This window comes from Vibrio scophthalmi LMG 19158 (assembly GCF_000222585.1).
Lineage (GTDB): Bacteria > Pseudomonadota > Gammaproteobacteria > Enterobacterales > Vibrionaceae > Vibrio > Vibrio scophthalmi.
On sequence record NZ_AFWE01000029.1, the window covers coordinates 15,015 to 35,159 of the forward strand.

Genomic DNA, 20,145 nt, shown 5'->3' on the forward strand with positions numbered 1-20,145 from the left:
CTGAGACGCCGTTAATCAATGAGTTCGTTCCCACTGCGCTCGCCAGCTTGGAATTTTCCAATATTGCTCAGTGTGATGTGGGCAATATTGGCAAGTGCCTCACTGGTCAGAAATGCTTGATGACCGGTAAACAGTACGTTGTGACAGGCGGATAAGCGGCGGAAAACATCATCGACAACAATGTCGTTAGACTTATCTTGGAAGAAAAGATCTTTTTCGTTGTCGTAGACATCAAGGCCCAGTGAGCCAATTCTGCCTTTTTTAAGCGCTTCAATCGCCGCGACAGAATCGAGCAATTCACCTCGGCTGGTATTGATAATCATCACGCCATCTTTCATCTGATCAAATGCGCTCTCATTGAGAAGATGGTAGTTATCTGGTGACATAGGGCAGTGGAGCGTGACAATGTCACTATTTTTAAATAACGTCTCTTTGTCGCAGTAGGTCACACCAAGCTCAATCGCGAGTGGATTCTCGTAAGGGTCATAACACAAGATATACATGCCAAGCCCTTTGAGAATACGCATTGTCGCTAGACCGATTTTGCCACTGCCAATCACGCCAACCGTTTTACCATGAAAGTTAAAACCCACCAGCCCTTCTAGAGAGAAGTTGGCATCTCTAGTGCGTTGATAGGCTTTGTGAAAGCGGCGATTCAAACACATCATCATGCCGACGGTGTGTTCCGCGACCGCTTCTGGAGAGTAGGCAGGGACACGGACTACTTGTAAATTAAGCGCTTTGGCGGCGGCGAGATCGACACGATCAAATCCGGCACAGCGCATGGCGATAAGTTCAACACCTTGCTGTGCTAGTTCACGTAATACCGGTTCAGAAAGGTCATCATTAACAAATGCGCATACTGTGCGACAACCTTGGGCTAAGCGTGCTGTCTTTTTTGATAGCGCGAAGTCGTGATAGTGAAGTGTGAAGCCGAAATGCTGGTTCTCTTTAGAGAAAGAGGTCTCGTCATAGGATTTACTACTAAATATCGCCACGTTTATCATAGAGCACCTCGATTAAAACAGATTCAAATATTAGTGATATTAGCTCAGGCTACGGGGTGAAGCGTCGTTGCTTTTGTTGAAACGGCTGCTTTTGTTGAAATGCCTGCTTTTGCCGACAAGGCTGCCTCTGTTAACAAGCTCGCTTTATCATCAAGGCAACCTTGGCCCTGTCGCGTAAATCACGTGCAGTACCTTGATTAGCTGTAGACAGAGGCACACAAAGCAACGATAACCAGTGATACGTAAACCTTAGGAGCTATAGACTATTAATAACGCGAATCATTAGTGAAATAAACCACAAATATTGTGTAACAATAAGCCAAACGGTTGCACCGTAATCAAAAAATAGAGGATGGGGTTACCCCGATTCGAGTTTGGTCATTTAAGTGGCTGTGTTAGGATAGCCGCCTTGTTTTGCTGACCAGTTGTACCAATGAGACATTTAAAAACCACCATTCATTCTGACATCGAACATCTTGACGATAAGACGGTCTTTCAACGTAAAGCCGCGCGCGCGATTGTTATTGATGGCGAAGATATCTTACTGCTCTACACCGAGCGTTATCACGATTACACCATTCCTGGTGGCGGCCTTGATGAAGGCGAAGATATGATTGCAGGCATGGTTCGTGAGCTTGAAGAAGAGACGGGTGCGCAAAATATCCATAACATCAAACCGTATGGTATCTATGAAGAATTTCGTCCTTGGTATAAGGATAATGCAGACGTGATGCACATGATTTCTTACTGTTATACCTGCAAAATCGATCGCCAATTAGGTGAAACTGCCTATGAAGATTATGAAGTAAAAAATGGCATGAAACCGGTTTGGATGAACATTCATGCAGCGATTGCTCATAATGAAAAAACAATGGCGGAAAGCCCACAAAAGGGCATGAGCATTGAGCGTGAAACCTTTTTACTGCAGTTGGTTGCTAAAGAAATGCTTTAGCCTAAGCATGCTGCAATCAAATGTAATAAATACGGTGTATTAAGATTGGCGATTGAAGATAGCCGTTTGATGACCGTTGCTTGAAATAAAACCCGCGAATTGCGGGTTTTATTGTTTATAGAGATTATAGCGAGTGACGTCTCAGCAAGTAGCGTCCAGTCGGATTGGTTTTCTGTCCGAATACGTTTTTTCGTATATACTTACTCAAGTAATTGAATTATAAAAATAGATTAGCATGCTAAGGGAGTAGTCATGAGGAAGATTCAAGGTCTAGTATTGGCCAGTTTTCTGTCTGCAGTCAGTTCAGGTGCCATCTCAGCGGTGATTGAAAGCACCACACTCGTCGGGTTTGGCGAAGCCAAGTACCCTGAAAACTTTGTCCACTTTGATTACGTCAATCCTGATGCACCTAAATTCGGTAAAGTGACTTACGGTGTTGTCGGTACTTACGATAACTTCAACCGCTTTGCTTCTCGCGGGGTCGCAGCACAAGGCAGTGGTGAGTTGTATGACACGCTAATGTATAGCCCTAGTGATGAGATTGATGCTTATTACCCGTTGATTGCTTCGAGCGTTCGTTACTCTGATGACTACACCTGGTTAGAGATCAATATTAACCCTAATGCGCGTTTTCATGATGGCAAACCCATTACCGCTCATGATGTTGCGTTTAGTTTTGATAAGTTTATGACTGAAGGCGTGCCTCAGTACCGAGTCTATTATCAAGACATTAAGTCCGTCACCGCGAAAAGTGATTTGGTGGTAAGGATTGATATGGTAAAACCGAACCGTGAAAAAATGTTCAGTTTTGCCCAATCGACAAGAGTGCTGCCGAAACACTTTTGGCAAGATAAAAACTTCTCCCAGCCTCTCTCTGAGCCACCAGTAGGTAGTTCTGCTTATAAAGTTAGCGATTATAAAGCTGGCCAAAGTGTCACTTACACTCGTCTTGACGATTACTGGGCAAAAGATCTGCCGGTTAATATTGGTCGTGATAATTTTGCTCAGATCCAATACGACTATTATCGTGACGACACCGTGATGTTGGAAGCCTTCAAAGCGGGTGAGTTTGATTTTCGCTTGGAAAACTCAGCCAAATTTTGGGCCAGTTCTTATACAGGGCAGAACTTCGACAAGGGCTTTATTGTTAAGCAAGAGATCCCGCACCACAAGCCAGAATCGACCAAGGCGTTTGTTTTCAACACCCAACGGCCAGTCTTTAGTGATCCAAAAGTAAGGGAAGCACTTAACTACGCGATGGACTTTGAGTGGATGAACAAAAACATGTTCTACAACCAATATTCGCGTACTCGCAGTTACTTCCAAAATACCGACTATGAAGCAACAGGTTTACCGACGGAAGCCGAACTTGCGGTGTTGACCCCGTTAAAAGGTAAGATACCAGAACGGGTATTTACCGCTGAGTATCAGCCACCGGTGACCGATGGAACTGGCCGAATCCGTAATCAGATGCGTAGCGCGTTTGCCTTGCTAAAAGAGGCTGGCTGGGAGTTGAAAAATAAAGTGATGACCAATGTCGAAACCGGTCAGCCACTCGAATTCGAATTCTTAGTCCGCAGCCCAACCACCGAGCGTATTGCGATTCCAGTGCAGAAAAACCTCAAGCGTATGGGCATCAATATGAAGATCCGTTCGGTTGATAGCACGCAATACATCAAGCGTCTGCGTGATCGTGACTTTGATATGCTGTCATCCACTTATGGTGCCAATCCATACCCAAGTCCGAATCTGTTGATTATGTGGAACTCAAGCTACATCGACTCCACCTACAATACCGCAGGGGTGATGGATCCGGTGATTGACCAACTGACCCAAGACATCGTGAAAAATCAGCAAAACCCAGAAAAGCTCTTGGCGCTTGGCCGTTCGTTAGACCGTGTTTTACAGTGGAATTACTACATTATTCCCCAATGGTACATTGGCAAATATCGTGTTGCGATGTGGGACAAGTTTGAACGTCCAGAAGTGATGCCAAAATACGATCTCGGCATTGACACATGGTGGATTTCACAAGAAAAAAGCTCACTGTTACCAGAAAAACGCCGTTAAAGAGGGATAAATGGCCGCTTATATATTTCGACGTTTGTTATTGGTGATCCCCACACTGTGGGCGATCATCACTATCAACTTCTTCATTATTCAAATTGCCCCGGGTGGTCCGGTTGAACAAGCGATCGCCCAAATAGAAGGGCAAAGTTCCGGCATCATGGAACGCTTTGCCGGTGGTGGTAGCGAGGTTGAACTGGATGTCTCGAAAGAGGTGGGTCCAACGGGCTATAAAGGTTCACGTGGCTTAGACCCTGAAGTGGTGGAAGAGATCAAAAAGCAGTTTGGTTTCGATAAACCCATTCATGTGCGCTATTTTGAAATGCTGAAGAATTACGCCACGTTTAATTTTGGTGAAAGCCTGTTTAAAGGTGGCAATGTGATTGATCTTATTGTCGAAAGGCTTCCCGTTTCTATTTCCCTTGGTTTATGGAGCACGTTAATCATTTATTTGATTTCGATTCCTCTCGGGATTATGAAGGCGATTCATCATGGTTCGCGTTTTGATATCTGGTCGAGTGCGCTGGTGATTGTAGGTTATGCCATCCCTGGCTTCTTATTCGCCATTATCTTGATTATCTTGTTTGCCAGCGGCAATTATTTCAGTTGGTTCCCATTGCGTGGTTTGGTATCGAGTAACTTTGACCAGCTCACTTGGTATCAACAAATCGGAGATTACTTTTGGCATTTGGCTTTGCCCATTTTTGCCATGGTGATTGGTGGCTTTGCCACCTTAAGTATGCTGACAAAAAACTCATTCCTTGATGAGATTAATAAACAATATGTGGTGACGGCACGAGCTAAGGGCTTGGATGAGAGCAGTATTTTGTATCGCCACGTATTTCGTAATGCGATGCTGATCATTATTGCTGGTTTCCCAAGTGCCTTTATCAGTATTTTCTTTACCGGGTCAATGTTGATTGAAGTGATGTTCTCACTCGAAGGTATCGGTTTGTTGGGCTTTGAATCGACGATTCAGCGCGATTATCCGGTGGTTTTTAGCTCCTTGTACATAATGACGCTGCTTGGTTTGATACTGAGCATTATCTCGGATTTGACTTACACATGGGTCGATCCTCGTATCGATTTTGAGGCGCGCTGATGTTAGAGAAAGCGACGATAGAGAAAACGATGGAAGAGGACGTGGTGTCAAAGCCAAAGATGCCTAACAAAAGAAAAGGGATCAATCCTCTTAATCAAGCCCGTTGGGCGCGATTTAAGTCTCATAAGCGAGGGTATTTCTCGCTGTGGTTGTTCTCGATCCTATTTGTATTGAGTCTGTTTGCCGAGTTCATTGCCAATGATAAACCTTTGCTGATCCACTATGAGCAGCAGTGGTATATGCCGATTTTCCACCAATATACTGAGACTCAGTTCGGCGGCGAGTTTGAAACGGAAGCGGACTATACCGATCCTTACGTGATTGAATTGATTGAAGAGCATGGCTCAATCATTTGGCCGATTATTCGCTTTAGTTACGACACCATTAACTACAACATTGTTGGCGCTGTGCCATCAGCTCCTGATGCCGTTAACTGGTTAGGTACTGATGACAAAGGGCGCGATGTCTTAGCGCGTATTATTTATGGTTTTCGTATCTCGGTGTTGTTTGGCTTTGTGTTGACCATTGTTTCGAGTGTGATTGGCGTAGTGGTTGGCGCAAGCCAAGGTTATTACGGCGGCTGGTTTGATCTGTTTGGCCAGCGTTTTATCGAAGTCTGGTCAGGCATGCCAACGCTGTTTTTATTGATCATCCTTTCCAGTTTTGTTGAGCCAAATTTTTGGTGGCTATTGGGTATTATGGTGCTGTTTAGTTGGATGAGTTTGGTTGGAATTGTACGTGCAGAGTTTTTACGTTGTCGTAATTTTGATTACGTTCGAGCAGCCCAAGCAATGGGTGTCGATGATAAACGGATTATGTTGCGTCATATGTTGCCCAATGCCATGGTGGCCTCACTGACTATGATGCCGTTTATTCTGTCAGGCTCGGTGACCACTTTGACCTCACTTGATTTCTTAGGTTTTGGTTTGCCGGCTGGTTCGCCATCGCTGGGGGAGCTTCTCGCGCAAGGCAAAGCTAATCTACAAGCGCCTTGGCTTGGGCTTTCTGCTTTTGCGATATTGTCAATTATGTTGACGTTACTCGTCTTTATCGGTGAAGCCGTTCGCGATGCTTTTGATCCGCACCAACAAGGGAGAGCGTAATGGTAACGAATACTCTTCATGCGAGTCGCAGTAATTGCGGTATTAGTGATGCAAAAACGGTGTTGACGATTGATTCGCTGTCACTCGGTTTTGGCCGTGATAAAGCGATTGATCAAGTGACCTATGATGTTTCATTGAGCATCAAAAAAGGCGAGACGCTTGCGCTGGTTGGTGAAAGTGGCTCGGGTAAATCGGTGACCGCCAATGCGGTTTTAAAGTTGCTACCGAAAGGCTCGTCACACTACCTTAATGGCCGAATTCAATTTGATGGCATTGACATCCTTTCTTGCTCGGAACGTCAGTTACGTGGCATTCGCGGAGCGCGGATAGGGATGATCTTCCAAGAACCGATGGTGTCGTTAAATCCGCTGCATAAAATTGGTAAGCAATTGGTGGAAACGGTCGCGATTCATCGTGGCTTGAGACAAGCAAAAGCAGAAGCATTAGCGATAGAGTGGCTCAATAAAGTTGGAATTCGTTCGCCAGAAGCCAAAATAAACGCTTACCCGCACGAATTGTCGGGTGGTGAGCGCCAACGTGTCATGATTGCCATGGCGTTGATCAATGAGCCTGAATTACTGATTGCTGATGAGCCCACGACAGCGCTGGATGTCTCAGTACAAGCGCAGATTCTTGATTTGCTGAAACGCTTGCAGCAAGAGCTTGGCATGGCGATGCTTTTTATTACCCATGACTTGAGCATTGTTCGTCGTATCGCTGATCGTGTTGCGGTTATGCAAAATGGTAAGTTGGTTGAAGTGGGCGATTGTCAGCAAGTCTTTTGCCAGCCTCAACACCCGTATACTCAGCTACTGATTAATTCCGATCCGAAAGGCGAGCCGGTGTCAGTGGACAGCGCTGCACCAACTTTGCTAAGTGTCGAACAGCTGCGAGTGTGGTTCCCAATTACTGGTGGCGTGTTTAAGCGTGTGGTCTCACACGTTAAAGCGGTGACCAATATGGAGTTTCAACTTAAGCGCGGTCATTCGATTGGCCTTGTCGGTGAAAGTGGATCAGGCAAATCAACCACCGGTATGGCGATATTGCGTTTAGTGAATTCGGAAGGCTCAATCAGTTATCAGGAGCAAGAACTACAAGGGCTTGATCGCAAAGCGATGCTGCCGTATCGCAGTAAAATGCAGGTAGTCTTTCAAGACCCATTTTCTGCGTTGAATCCGAGAATGTCGGTCGCACAAGTGATCGGAGAAGGTTTATCGGTTCACACGGATTTAAGTGAAGAGCAAATTGATGCTGAGATCGTTAAAGCGATGCAAGAGGTGGATTTGGATCCCGACACCCGTTTTCGCTACCCAAATGAGTTCTCTGGAGGTCAGCGCCAGCGCATCGCCATTGCGCGTGTGTTAGTGCTAAAGCCGGAATTTATACTGCTGGATGAGCCGACCTCGTCACTCGATCGCACCGTACAGGCGCAAATACTAGAATTGCTCAAATCCCTGCAGCAAAAGCATAAGTTGACCTACTTGTTTATCAGTCATGATTTGAATGTGGTTCGTTCGCTATGCCATTACACGATAGTGATGCGTAATGGTGAAATAGTCGAGCAGGGGGAAACTCAGCAGTTATTTGGCCAGCCAAGCCATGAATACACTCGAGAGCTGGTGGACTTGTCTTAATCTCAAGGACTAGGCAGTATGCCTAGTCTGCGCTTTGTTCTTACTAAATGAGTGTGACGTGACTTGCGCTGGCTAAACAAAGTGGCTTCGCAAACCAAAAGCCTTGTAAGTAGTTGGCTCCCATTTCGGTAAATGTGCGCTGCATTGCCGCATTTTCAATCCCTTCAATCACCACATCGACATTATTTGCATGGCACAATTGGGTGATAAAACGCAGGTATTGAAATGTGGATGGGTTATCGAGGGATTTCCACGCCATCAACTTATCCACTTTGATTTGTTTGAGTGGTAATTCAAAAAAGCTGTTTAGCGAGGTGTAACCAGCCCCAAAATCGTCTAGAGAGAGTCTAAATCCAAATTGATCCAAACGATGAAGTTGGGATACCGCGTTTTTGTCCCCATCAAGTATCACGGTTTCGGTCAATTCTAAGACGATCTGGCTCGTCTCGATACCATACTCATCGGCAATACGTTTAACTTGCTCTGGGAATTGGCTATTGAGAAGTTGCAGTACCGATACGTTAACGTTCACGCGCACTTGGCTTTGATGGGTCTCTTGATAGCGCTTGATAAACTGACAGGCTTTATTGAAAACCAGATAGCCAAGCTCAACGATCAAGCCTTTCTTCTCTGCCACTGAGATGAACTCGTCAGGAAATATTGGGCCGATCTCACTGTCGTGCCAACGAACCAATGCCTCGAAACTGGCAATGACGCATTTTTGCGCATCAATGATAGGCTGAAATCGAACGCTTAGCGTATTGTCACTGATCGCTCGGGAGAGTTCACGTTCGATATAGAAATGACGGTCAACTTTTTGTTTGGTTGAATGATGGTAAATGGCTAATTGATTTTGCTGCTTCTCTCGAGAAAACTGGCTCGTTTGAGATGCAATTTTAATTAATTCTTCACTGGTCAGTTGGACGTCAAAGTTGGGCAAAATACCGATCCCAATATCATTGCCCCATAAATAACCATTGGCTTGGATAGAGTCTAAATAAGTAGTAAGAATACGCTGGCCAAGTTGCTCGATTTGCTCGCTGTCGTAATGCCCCTGCACCAGAATAGCGAAATCATCGGATCGCACACGGTAAATATCGACGAAGGTATCGGAAAGCGCATCGAGTGACGAGAGTAAGTGACCCATTAGGTTACGTAAGATCTGCGGTCCGTGAATCGACAAATAAGAGCGAATATCTTCTAGGTGAATATAGATTAACGAATGGTGGTCATTACTGGCTAGCTTAAGAGCTTCTAGATCAACCGCCAGTTTTTGTGCATTAGAAAGTCCAGATGCGTTATCGCGAAACGCAGCTTGTTGTAAGTAGGTATCCATTAGTTTGCTGTCAGAAATGTCACGATGACAACCAATTAAAAAACGTTTTCCATCTAGGGTTTTACTGATGCCTTCTCCGGCGATCCAAATATACTGTCCATTGGATTTTCTTACACGATATTGAGTGATTTTTTTACATTCTTCACCTTGAATATGTTCTGCTATTTGCGCTTCAAAGTTTTGTCTGTCGAGTGGGTGAATTCGGTCTAGCCATTGTTTGATCGGCTGTACTCCGGTTTCAAGCCCAAACTGTTGATAAAATGCAGGGTTATAGAAGAACACATGGTGAGGATCCGTCATGTAAAACAGACCATCGTTCAGCACATCAATGACGTACTTAAAATGATTGTTCATCAACGAGTCTAGCTCGCCGCCAGATAACGGTGTTGATGTATCCAAATGCGGTTTTGGATCAATCGAAAAGGCATGGCTGTTTGTAAGCTCTTCATCTTGGCGCTCAAGCAGACTATGCAAATGTGTTCCCATTAGTTTTATAACCTAAATTTTTTACGTTCACTTTATGCTGAACGGTTCAACAAGCAGACACACGCTGTATAATTTGGATAGCGTTTTTACATCATTCACAGGCAGTATGCTACTAACTATTTGTGTCTAGACGACAAAATTGGAAAATATTAGATTAATTACTCTAATATTGTGTGCCAACCCTTGTATTTAGGTGTCTTGGTCGTGATTTTTCGTTTGATTTGCTCGTATATTGCGCGATTTGTATCGCTTTAAACTCGAGCCTAAATTGTAACAAAACACTTGAGTGAATGAGGAAGAAAGGGCAGACTCGACGTTTTCATATTTGGGTTGCAAGATGTCAGAACTGAACCAAGATGCCGATTGGCAAGAACAGGGCGATGAAATTGAAATTGAAGCAATTGGTATTGAGGTCTCCTCTCATCCAATTGAGCTGTACAAAGTGTTTAAAATCGCAAATCTTGTAGGCGGTGGCGGCGAAGCTAAACATCTGATTTCGGAAGGCTATGTTGCGGTTAACGGTGAACTTGAAACGCGTAAACGTCGCAAAATGTACGATGGCGATTTTTTCGAGTTTAACCAAGAGTATTACGTGGTGGTGTGTGATGCGCCGATCACTGAACCAGAAGACAAACCAACTAAACAAGAAAAGGCCGCAGCAGAGAAAAAAGCCCAAAAAGCGTCTGCGGCAAATAAGAAGAAAAACCAAGCTAATAAAGCGGGTAAGTCGAAAAGTCATGACGGTGTGGTCGATACCGCAGGTTTAAGCCAGTCAGCGAATCCGAACAAGAAAGCGAAATCGCAAGCCAAAAACAAAGCGGATAAAAAACCTAAGTCTAAGCAAGTTGCAACAGAACAAGCACCGACAAGAAATTCAAATGGTCGTGGCAATATCAACTTCTTCTAAAAAGATAATAGACGTTCATTATCTTTGAGATGCTGGAACGGCTTGCAAACATCGCCCTGATGAGTGAAAACTTGTCAGGGCTTTTTTGTACCATTTGGAGCGTGATTGTTGCAACGGAGTAGACCGTTAACAGCGCCGTAGTTTGTTAACCCTTTTATTAACGAGACGCCAAAGAAATTTACCAATGTAAAAAACGTAAAGGAAAGATGACTTTATTACAAATCTAAATGATAATGCATTGCATTAGTAATTATGGAGTTGAGTATGAAAGTTTCAACATTGGCCTTGCTATCAGGCTTAGTCGCATTTGGTGCAAATGCAGAAATGGTCGAAATCACCCATGCGAAAGGGACAACAAAATTAGAAAGTAACCCTGAGCGTGTGGTTGTCATTGGTGTCGGTGCATTGGATGCCTCTGTGACACTGGGCGTAGAGCCAGTCGCGGTCTCAACCGTTAGCATGTTCCCTGACTATCTTGCTCAATACCGCGATTATAAATTTGTTTCCGCTGGTAGCTTGTCAGAGCCAAATTTCGAAACGATTTATACTCAAAAACCAGATTTAATCATTGTCGGTTCACGTGCGGCTAAGCAATACGATGAATTGGCCAAAATCGCTCCGACCATCGTTTTTGCCGCTGACGACAGCAAAGGTTACTGGGCCAGCACGCAAGAGCAGTGGCGTAACCTTGGTAAAGTATTCGAAAAACAAGACTTTGTTGAAAAGAAAATTGCAGAGATCGATAGTGAATTTAAAGCGATCCGCGATTACAACCAAAAAAATAAGGTGGATGCTTTAACGGTAATGAGTGCGGGTGGCAACATTACAGCGTTTGGCGAGGCATCCCGCTTCTCAGCAATTTATCGTGATTTTGGTTTTACACAAACCGTAGAAAACATCAATGCATCATCACGTCACGGAGATTTGGTTTCGTACGAATTTATTCGTGAAGCGAACCCATCCACTTTGCTGATCATCGATAAAGACAAATTGATCAATAAAGGCACCAGCACGGTTGAGCGAGATTTCGAAAACGACTTGGTGAAAGCCACCAATGCGCATAAGAACAACCGCATGGCATACCTAGACATTAATGCTTGGTACTTAGCGATTTCTGGCATGCAAGCAACCCAAAAAATGATTGATGACGTGAAGACGTCGATCGGTCAGTAACACTAAAAATTATAATTAATAATATCGCCCAAGTAGCGTTGGCTGCTTGGGTTTTTTGACGTTAGAGGCGTGTTTTGAAGAAGCTACTTCCAATACTGATTTTGCTCAGTGTCGGTTCACTCTTTGTTGGTGTGAGCAGTTTAACTCCAGCATCTTTGCTTGCAGGGGATGCCAATAGCTGGCACTTGATGTTTACTAGCCGGATTCCCCGTTTGGTAGCAATTTTACTTGCGGGGGCAGGGCTTAGTATTGCGGGCTTGATCATGCAGCAAATCAGCCAAAACCGCTTCGCCGCACCTTCCACGTCGGGTACGATTGAATGTGCCATGTTAGGCTACGTTCTGAGTCTGGTGTTCTTTGGTGGGCAGCAAATTTGGCTTATCTTTTTAGTTGCTATCTTAGGCACGCTACTGTTTGTCCAATTCATCAACCGCGTGCAATTCAAAAACGCGATTTTCGTCCCTCTTATCGGAATCATCTTTGGTAATGTGGTCGACTCGTTGGCGACTTTTGTTGCCTATAAGTACGACGCGCTACAAAACCTATCGGGTTGGACAGTGGCCAACTTTGCCAACCTACTGCAAGGTGATTACGAGCTACTGTATATCGCGATTCCTATTGCCATCTTCAGCTACCTCTACGCAACGCGTATCTCTGCGGTGGGGATGGGTAAAGATTTTGCCACTAACCTCGGTTTGAATTATCAACAAGTGTTGGTAATTGGCGTTATCTTGGTGTCGATTATGTCTGCCAGCGTAGTGATGATCGTCGGTCAGTTGCCATTTTTAGGTTTGATTGTGCCAAACCTAGTCAGTCAATTCTATGGTGATAACTTACGCCGTAATATCCCGCTTACCGCGGTACTCGGGGCGCTGATCGTGCTGTGTTGCGATCTAGCAGGGCGTGTGATTATTTTCCCTTACGAAATTCCAATTTCAATGATCATCAGTATTTTAGGTGGCAGTGTGTTTGTGTTCTTTATTCTGCGAGGTCAAAAAAATGCAGGATAGAGTAAAACTGCTTGGTCTGGCGATTATTGCCCTTGTGTTTGCCGGTCTGTTTATTGGCCTCGGCCTAAACGCTGATAACTATCAATATTTCTTATCACGCCGAGTGCCTAAAGTGCTGGCAATGATTTTAGCGGGCGTTGCGATTGGCCAATCGGCATTGGCGTTTCAAACCATTACCAATAACCGCATATTGACCCCGAGTATTATGGGTTTTGATGCGCTGTATATGTTTACCCAAACGGTAGTGGTTGTATTATTTGGTGGGTTAAGTAGTTATGTTCTGAATGATTACCTTAACTTCGCGCTATCGGTCAGTGTGATGCTCGGTTTCTCGGTGGTGCTCTTTAGTTTTTACTTTCGAGGCAGCAAGCAAAACTTGATGATGTTGCTGCTACTTGGCGTGATCCTTGGCCAGTTGTTTGGCAGTATTTCCTCTTTTTTGACGATGCTGTTAGATCCGAATGACTTTGCGGCGCTTCAAGACAGCATGTTTGCTAGCTTCAATAATATTAAGGTCGAATTGGTTTATTTATGTACACCGCTACTGATGGTTATCAGTGCATTACTTTTCCGTCTAAATCGTGTTTTGGACGTGTTCTGGTTAGATAAAGATAATGCCACCAGCTTGGGTATCGATGTTAAGCGTGTAACGATGCAAGTTCTGATGCTTTCAGCGTGTTTAATCGCGATATCAACGGCGCTTATCGGGCCAATCATGTTCTTTGGTCTATTAGTGACTAACCTTGCTCGTGAAATGTTGCGCTCATACCAGCATCGCGTATTGCTATTAGGCGTCTCGCTTTTGTCTGTGGCTTCTTTGTTGGCAGGGCAATGGATCGTTGAAAACCTCTTTGGCTTCTCAACCACGTTGAGTGTTGTCATCAACTTTATTGGCGGCATCTATTTCTTGTCTATGCTGCTACGAAATAAAATCGTTTAGGGTCACCATGATTAAATTACAAAGTCTTACCAAACTTTTCGGCCAATCGGCGGTAGTAAAGCAAGCCAGTGCGGAATTTGAAAAAGGGAAAGTCACCTCAATCATCGGCCCAAATGGTGCAGGTAAAAGTACCTTACTGTCGATGGCAAGCCGCTTGGTGAGTAAAGACGAAGGTGAAGTTTACATTGACTGTAAAGAGATTGGTGAATGGGACACTAAAGAGCTGGCAAAGCGCCTGGCTGTATTACGCCAAGCTAACTCGATTACGATGCGTTTCACGGTACGTGAAATGATCGCATTTGGCCGTTTTCCCTACAGCCAAGGTAAACTGACCGAAGAAGACCAAGTGATCATCGATCAAGCAATCGACTATCTGGACTTAACCAAGATCCAACACAAATATCTGGATGAGCTTAGTGGTGGTCAGCGTCAGTTGGCTTTCATCGCGATGGTGATCGCGCAAGATACCGATTACGTGTTTCTTGATGAGCCGCTTAACAACCTCGATATCAAACACTCGTTACAGATCATGCGTAATATCGGTCGCTTAGCAAAAGAGATGAACAAAGCGGTAGTGGTGGTGATCCACGACATCAACTTTGCCTCGTGTTATTCCGATAAAATCATCGCTCTGAAAAAAGGTGAGGTGGTTGCGCAAGGTACGGTGGAAGAGGTGATTCAAGCCGATGTGCTGGAGAGTATCTACGAAACGCCATTTAATATCATTGAGATGGATGGTAAGCGTATGTGTACTTATTACTGATTGGTTGTTCAGTTGGTACGAATAGCGGTCGATAAGCGACAAAGCCTTTCATTATGAAAGGCTTTGTCGTTTTTATTTCCTGTAGAAGTGTCGTCAGCCTACGACTTGGTGAGGTCATCAATAATAGGGCATTGACTGTGTGAGTTGCCCGGACAAGACGAAACCCATTGCTGCAATTGGCGCTCGATTTCTTGCAGTTGTTTGATTTTTAGCTGTACTTCGTCGAGTTTGATTTGCGCTCGTGCTTTCACTTCACTGCTTTTACGTTCAGGATTATGCGCTAACTGAACGAACTCTTTGCATTCAATTAAGGAAAAACCGGCATTTTTGGCGCGTGAGACTAAATTAAGCTCTTGCAGATGTTGAGATGAATATTCACGATAACCAGAGGCACTGCGATGGGGAGCAGAAATGATACCTTTCTCTTCATAGAGACGAATAGACTTACTCGACAAGCCCGTTAGTTGGGCAACCTCACCAATGTTCATGCTTATAACCTATCTAATCACCGTATCATGTCACTCAACATCTAGTTTACCTGTGGTTGACAAAATCACCTAGCAAGATAGTTCATCAGGCGGTATCTCGGCGGGTGGGTAACCAAAGGCTTTTTTAAACGCGATCGTAAAATTAGAAGGATGATTATACCCAGCCTCATAGGCCGCTTCAGTAATGGTAACGAGACCACGTGATAAGTACTGCTTGGCAATTTCAAGTCGGCGCATTCGGATATAACCGATGATGGTCACCCCAAGCTGCCGGCGGAACTTACGTTGCAGCGTTGAAGCACTCATTGAAAAATGGTTGGCGATGTCATCAATCACCAGTGGTTGCTCAAGATGAGTATTGATGTAGTGAATTACGTCTTCTACCGTCGGAGAGTTAAGGCTAACTCGTGGCGATGAATTAGTACGCATAAGCGCTCTATCAAGCTGCTCAATGATCAGGGCAATGATTTGATAACTGAGAGACTCAATCTGGATTTGTTGTTCAAAACGAGTGGCATTGTGCAGGTTGAGGACTTGCTCAACTAGGTTGGCAAGCTCCTCACTCAAGCAAAACTGCAGCGCATTTTTATGCCCGGCGAGAAACTGGCGAATATGGCAGGTTTCGCTGCTACGCGAAATGATCCATTCGGGTTTTATCGAAAGGTTTAGCTTAGCTACTCGGCTCCCTCTATTTATCGTGCGGTGAAAGCTGGCCGGTTTGGTTAGGTTGACTAAGGCTCCTTGTGGCTGTGTGCTGGCATCTAGATTGAAGCGAACATCGTCGTAGCCAAAACTGAGTTTACCGGACAGTAAAAGGGTCACAATGAGCGATGTTGGGGCGGTAGAGACGATATGGGTATCGAGCAATTCGAGACTGCGACTACCATGAATAAAAAAAGCATCATCACATCGATGAGATACAAAGAGTCCCTCAACAATCGGTTTTGTATTTTTCCCCACGCCTATAATTAATTGTTTTTCAGACTCTTCTATCTTCTTGGTTAGCGCGATTTTGGTTAATTTTGAACCGACTCGTATTTCAGCACCCATTTGCTATTCCCTCATAACGGTTAGGCAATTTTGCATAACTCATTTCCCTGTTAGGTCGTGTGGATAAAGATTAACATAGTTGCGAATTGTTATCATTTGTATTTATAGAGGCCACATGGAAAGGGTAAAAAGAGCGGTATTAATTAGAACATTGGTCGGGATGGCCGTGAGTTGCGCGATAAACAGCGCGAGTGCAAATGAAGAGAACAGCTATTTTGATGAGGTGTTGGTTTGGGGGACCAAGGTATCAAGCAATACCGAGTCCCTGGGGGCTGGGGATATGTCCCTTAAACAAGCGGATCATATGTCTGACTTACTGCGAGACATTCCTGGTGTGGATGTGGGAGGAACGCATTCGGTTAACCAGCGTATTACCATTCGCGGCTTAGGTGAAACGGATTTAGATATTCGTTTAGATGGCGCGTCGCAACACGCGAATATGTTCCACCATATTGGTAACTTGACGCTAAACCCTGACATTCTAAAGTCGGTTGACATCCAAGTTGGCAACAACTCAGTGGTACAGAGTGGCCTTGGGGGCTCCGTTTACTTTGAAACCAAAGATGCCAAAGATTTGCTGCGCGACGATGAAACGTTTGGCGCTCGCCTCTATGGCGGTTATGCCAGTAATGATAGTGAGCAAGGATCGCTCACCTTGTACGGTCAACTATCAGAGGGCGTGGATTCGATGTTGTATATCCACGGAGTTGATCGCAATAACTTTAAAGACGGCGATGGTAACGACACCTTTGGTTCGGAAGGTGAGGTGTACAACGTATTAGCTAAGCTAGGATTTGAGCCTACAGATGGGCATAGAATTGAGTTTTCCTACGATGTATATCGCGATGAAGGTGATTACAGTGCAAGACCCGATCGAGGTGGTGCAGCGAACCTCGCTGGACGAGATGGTGGCCTGTTATTACCCACCGAGTATGATCGTGACACCATTCGATTAGGCTATGAATTTGAAACCGATCAACACCATGCTCAAGCCACACTTTACAGTTCAACCACCGAAATTATTCGTGATGAAACGGCAACGGGGTGGACATTTCTTGGTCGTGCATCGGAAAACACCGCAAAAAACCAAAACGTTGGCTTGAACGCTAAGGTGCAGTCTGAGCTTGATCTGTTCACCCTCAGTAATACCGTAACCTATGGGTTGGATTACATGGATAAGCGCTCTTCGAGTGCCTACGGTGGTGTTGAATATATGGACGAAGACGCCATTTCAACGGCGCTGTTTCTTGAAGACCAAATCACCTTTTCCGATCGTTTTGCGCTAACGTTAGGCGTCCGTTATGACCATTATCAGCGTAATGCAGAAACGGGTGATAAGGATTTTGATGATTTTACTTGGGCGATCGCCGCTGATTGGTCGTTGACGGATTCATTTAGCCTGTTTGCCAGCACTCGAACCTTGTTTAAAGCGCCAGAATTGCTGGAAAGTTTTATTGCCTTCCAACAAGTCGCTGAGCTGGATGAGGACATTAAGCCAGAAACAGGGCGCAATACCCAAGGTGGATTCAAGTTTAATCACTGGGTGAATCAACATTACTTTGGTGCCAATCTAACCGTGTTTAAAACTGAAATCGATGATTACATTACCGAAGAGTATGTTCGAGCGACCAGCGGTTACTTGATCAAAAATGCTTATGATATTGAACTGACGGGATTTGAATTGTCAGCAGTCTATGGTTATGACGCGTTTACGGCGAAAGCCAGTTACTCACAAACGGATTCGGAAAATCTGACCAATGGTGGGCCTTACGCATCAAGTGGCTCTGGGGCGAGGAGTAAAGATATTGGCGACACGATAGCGTTGACGCTCGATTATCAATGGGATGATCCGGGTTTAATCATAGGTTGGACGTCGATTGTAGTGGAAGACGAAAATAATGTACTTGAAGGCAATGAGCATAAACCTGGTTATGATGTTCACAATATGTATGTGCAATGGGTACCAAGTTCCGCGGATCGCCTCTCGGTTACCTTTGGCGTCGATAACCTATTTGATGAAACCTATGTTTCCCATGCATCGACATCGGGCATTTCACGAGGAATTGAAGTGAATGATTATGAGCCTGGCCGCAATTACAAGCTGTCTGCGGCGTATCAGTTTTAACTTTGGTTAACGATTAATTTAGTGAAAATAGATGACTCAAAGCTGCCCTAACAAGGCAGCTTTTGTTGTTTTTGTACGGCGAAAATCTGCGCTTTGGTGGTGATGAAGCAAAATTTGCGGCGAAATATTGTTCAACATTGTTCGTTAATGTGACAGCAATGGAGGTCAGTTGAGAAAAAACACACCTCAATATTCAAAATTATTTATAAAATTCGGCAGAAAATCACATCATTCAACTTTGTTTGAGTGGACGAGTTTTGAACACGCATTTTGTTGCGCAAATAATTTCTACTCTAAAGTAGCATGGAGTGTAGATATGACGTGGGTTAAGCTAGGGTTGAAAGCGTTACGCATTCGTTTGCAATACGGACGAATTTAAACGGTCAAATGCCTCAAATTGATTAATTTCTTAGCGCAAATAAAATCCAATATTGCTTTAGATCAACAAAAAACCGTTTCTTTTGCCAAAAAAACTAAAACAAAGTTGATAAACGCTTAAAAAATTTGAATAATTAAAATCAATACACAATGAAGCTCTGCAAGCTTCGACATTCAGTCTTAAACAGGATACGTACCCCATGTCTAACTCGTTTGTGTTGGTGATTAACTCTGGTAGTTCTTCACTAAAATTTGCTGTAATCGATTCGCAAACAGGCGAAGCGATTGTTAGCGGATTAGGTGAATGCTTCGGTATGCCAGAAGCTGTAATTGGTTGGAAATACAATGGTGAGAAAACAGAAGAAGCGATTTCTGCACCTGACGACCACCACCAACATGCGATTAACCGCATCGTTAAGCTTATCGACACACTAGGTTTCACATCTGAAATCGTTGCTATTGGTCACCGTATCGTACACGGCGGCGAAAAATTCACGTCGACGGTACGTATCGACGAGAATGTATTGGCTGAAATCGAAAGCATCGCGGATCTTGCACCATTGCATAACCCTGCAGGCGCGAAAGGTATTCAAGCTGCGATGACGGCATTCCCGAGCTTGCCTCAGTTCGCTGTGTTCGATACTGCATTCCACCAATCAATGCCAAAACGCGCATACACAGGTGCAATCTCTAGTGATCTTTACACCGACTACGGTATCCGTCGTTACGGTTTCCACGGTACTAGCCACTACTTCGTTGCTAACGAAGCGGCGAAAATGCTGAACAAGTCAGTAGAAGAGTGCAGTTTCATTTCTGTGCACCTAGGTAACGGCGCATCAGTATGTGCGATTGAGAACGGTCAATCTGTTGATACTTCAATGGGCTTCACGCCACTTTCAGGCCTAATGATGGGTACACGTTGTGGTGACCTTGACCCAGGTATCATTGAGTTCCTACTGAAGAAAGGTTGGAGCCAAGAGAAAGTATTTGACGCACTGAATAAAAAATCTGGTTTCTTAGGTGTATCCGGCCTAACTTCAGATGCTCGTGGCATCCTTGAAGCGATGGAAAATGGCCACCAAGGCGCAAGACTGGCGTTTGAAGTGTTCACCTACCGCGTAGCAAAATACATCGGTTCTTACCTAATCCCACTTAGCCACCTAGACGCAGTGATCTTCACTGGTGGTATCGGTGAGAACTCTCTACCAATTCGTCGTGAAATTCTGAATAACCTAAAACTTCTAGGTTTTGTGGAAGATGAAAAGGGCAACGAAGACGCACGCTTCGGCAATGCTGGCGTAATCGCTAAATCTGAACTTTTGGGTGCAGTGGCAGTGGTAATTCCAACTAACGAAGAGTTCGTTATCGCTCAGCAGTCAGTAGAATTGCTATAAAAATCTACTCATATTTTTGGGAAATATGTCTAAGCCCTTTCCGTTAGGAAAGGGCTTTTCTTTTATATCGAACAAATTTTTTTCAGCTAAAACATGATTTCAGTTCAGTTTATTAAACAAAATGAAGCGTTTACCTTCAGGTGCGGCGTTTTCATCTCGCTCCCTTTTTTCTGAATAGCGCTGGTTAAAAAGCTAAATCGTTTACTGCGACTAAACTTGGGTAAAACAAC

The 20,145-nt window shown here is 44.4% G+C and carries 16 protein-coding genes; 12 read left to right on the plus strand and 4 right to left on the minus strand.

Annotation, left to right across the window (positions count from 1 at the left end):
* Positions 1-11: 11 nt before the first annotated feature.
* The gene (locus RH88_RS01180) at positions 12-1,007 is read right to left on the minus strand and encodes a 2-hydroxyacid dehydrogenase (protein WP_005592882.1); all 996 of its coding nucleotides are present in this window, start codon (positions 1,005-1,007) and stop codon (positions 12-14) included.
* Between the two features lie 433 nt (positions 1,008-1,440).
* Here RH88_RS01180 and RH88_RS01185 point away from each other — a divergent pair, with 433 nt between their 5' ends.
* From RH88_RS01185 to RH88_RS01205, 5 genes are all read left to right on the plus strand, one after another.
* Complete coding sequence (locus RH88_RS01185; RefSeq protein ID WP_005592883.1) at positions 1,441-1,959, plus strand: NUDIX hydrolase; 519 nt, start codon at positions 1,441-1,443, stop codon at positions 1,957-1,959.
* A 252-nt stretch (positions 1,960-2,211) separates the two neighbouring features.
* Complete coding sequence (locus RH88_RS01190; protein WP_005592884.1) at positions 2,212-4,029, plus strand: extracellular solute-binding protein; 1,818 nt, start codon at positions 2,212-2,214, stop codon at positions 4,027-4,029.
* Positions 4,030-4,039: 10 nt separating this feature from the next.
* Positions 4,040-5,128: a microcin C ABC transporter permease YejB gene (locus tag RH88_RS01195; protein ID WP_005592886.1), complete on the plus strand. Its 1,089-nt coding sequence runs from the start codon at positions 4,040-4,042 to the stop codon at positions 5,126-5,128.
* Positions 5,129-5,187: 59 nt separating this feature from the next.
* On the plus strand, positions 5,188-6,231 hold the full coding sequence (locus RH88_RS01200; RefSeq protein ID WP_174269629.1) for an ABC transporter permease: 1,044 nt from the start codon (positions 5,188-5,190) through the stop codon (positions 6,229-6,231).
* Entirely contained in the window at positions 6,231-7,865 is a 1,635-nt protein-coding gene (locus tag RH88_RS01205) for an ABC transporter ATP-binding protein (protein WP_005592889.1), read from the plus strand. Before RH88_RS01200 ends, RH88_RS01205 begins: the two co-directional genes overlap by 1 nt.
* A gap of 43 nt (positions 7,866-7,908) precedes the next feature.
* On the opposite strand, the gene RH88_RS01210 is transcribed toward RH88_RS01205, so the two are convergent.
* A complete protein-coding gene (locus RH88_RS01210; protein ID WP_005592891.1) occupies positions 7,909-9,687 on the minus strand; it encodes an EAL domain-containing protein in 1,779 nt (592 codons plus the stop codon).
* Positions 9,688-10,024: 337 nt separating this feature from the next.
* Between RH88_RS01210 and RH88_RS01215 the strand changes: the two genes are divergently transcribed.
* The 5 genes from RH88_RS01215 (at position 10,025) to vctC (ending at position 14,480) form a co-directional block, all read left to right on the plus strand.
* Positions 10,025-10,594 (plus strand): RNA-binding S4 domain-containing protein, encoded by a 570-nt coding sequence (locus RH88_RS01215; protein ID WP_005592892.1) that lies wholly within the window; start codon positions 10,025-10,027, stop codon positions 10,592-10,594.
* A 264-nt stretch (positions 10,595-10,858) separates the two neighbouring features.
* Positions 10,859-11,767, plus strand: a complete 909-nt coding sequence (locus tag RH88_RS01220; protein WP_005592893.1) for a siderophore ABC transporter substrate-binding protein — start codon at positions 10,859-10,861, stop codon at positions 11,765-11,767.
* Between the two features lie 74 nt (positions 11,768-11,841).
* Complete coding sequence (gene vctD / locus RH88_RS01225; protein ID WP_005592894.1) at positions 11,842-12,777, plus strand: iron chelate uptake ABC transporter permease subunit VctD; 936 nt, start codon at positions 11,842-11,844, stop codon at positions 12,775-12,777.
* Positions 12,767-13,717 (plus strand): iron chelate uptake ABC transporter permease subunit VctG, encoded by a 951-nt coding sequence (gene vctG / locus RH88_RS01230; protein WP_005592895.1) that lies wholly within the window; start codon positions 12,767-12,769, stop codon positions 13,715-13,717. The genes vctD and vctG overlap by 11 nt, the downstream gene beginning before the upstream one ends.
* Before the next feature lie 7 nt (positions 13,718-13,724).
* Complete coding sequence (vctC, locus tag RH88_RS01235) at positions 13,725-14,480, plus strand: iron chelate ABC transporter ATP-binding protein VctC (RefSeq protein WP_005592896.1); 756 nt, start codon at positions 13,725-13,727, stop codon at positions 14,478-14,480.
* A gap of 98 nt (positions 14,481-14,578) precedes the next feature.
* Here the strand turns inward: vctC and cueR are convergent, their stop codons facing one another.
* Both cueR and RH88_RS01245 read right to left on the minus strand, forming a co-directional pair.
* Positions 14,579-14,968: a Cu(I)-responsive transcriptional regulator gene (gene cueR / locus RH88_RS01240; protein ID WP_005592897.1), complete on the minus strand. Its 390-nt coding sequence runs from the start codon at positions 14,966-14,968 to the stop codon at positions 14,579-14,581.
* Positions 14,969-15,037: 69 nt separating this feature from the next.
* Complete coding sequence (locus RH88_RS01245) at positions 15,038-16,018, minus strand: AraC family transcriptional regulator (RefSeq protein WP_005592898.1); 981 nt, start codon at positions 16,016-16,018, stop codon at positions 15,038-15,040.
* Between the two features lie 115 nt (positions 16,019-16,133).
* Between RH88_RS01245 and RH88_RS01250 the strand changes: the two genes are divergently transcribed.
* Together RH88_RS01250 and RH88_RS01255 are read left to right on the plus strand one after the other, a co-directional pair.
* On the plus strand, positions 16,134-18,143 hold the full coding sequence (locus tag RH88_RS01250) for a TonB-dependent siderophore receptor (protein WP_040757791.1): 2,010 nt from the start codon (positions 16,134-16,136) through the stop codon (positions 18,141-18,143).
* A gap of 578 nt (positions 18,144-18,721) precedes the next feature.
* Complete coding sequence (locus RH88_RS01255) at positions 18,722-19,915, plus strand: acetate/propionate family kinase (RefSeq protein ID WP_005592901.1); 1,194 nt, start codon at positions 18,722-18,724, stop codon at positions 19,913-19,915.
* Positions 19,916-20,145 lie beyond the last annotated feature (230 nt).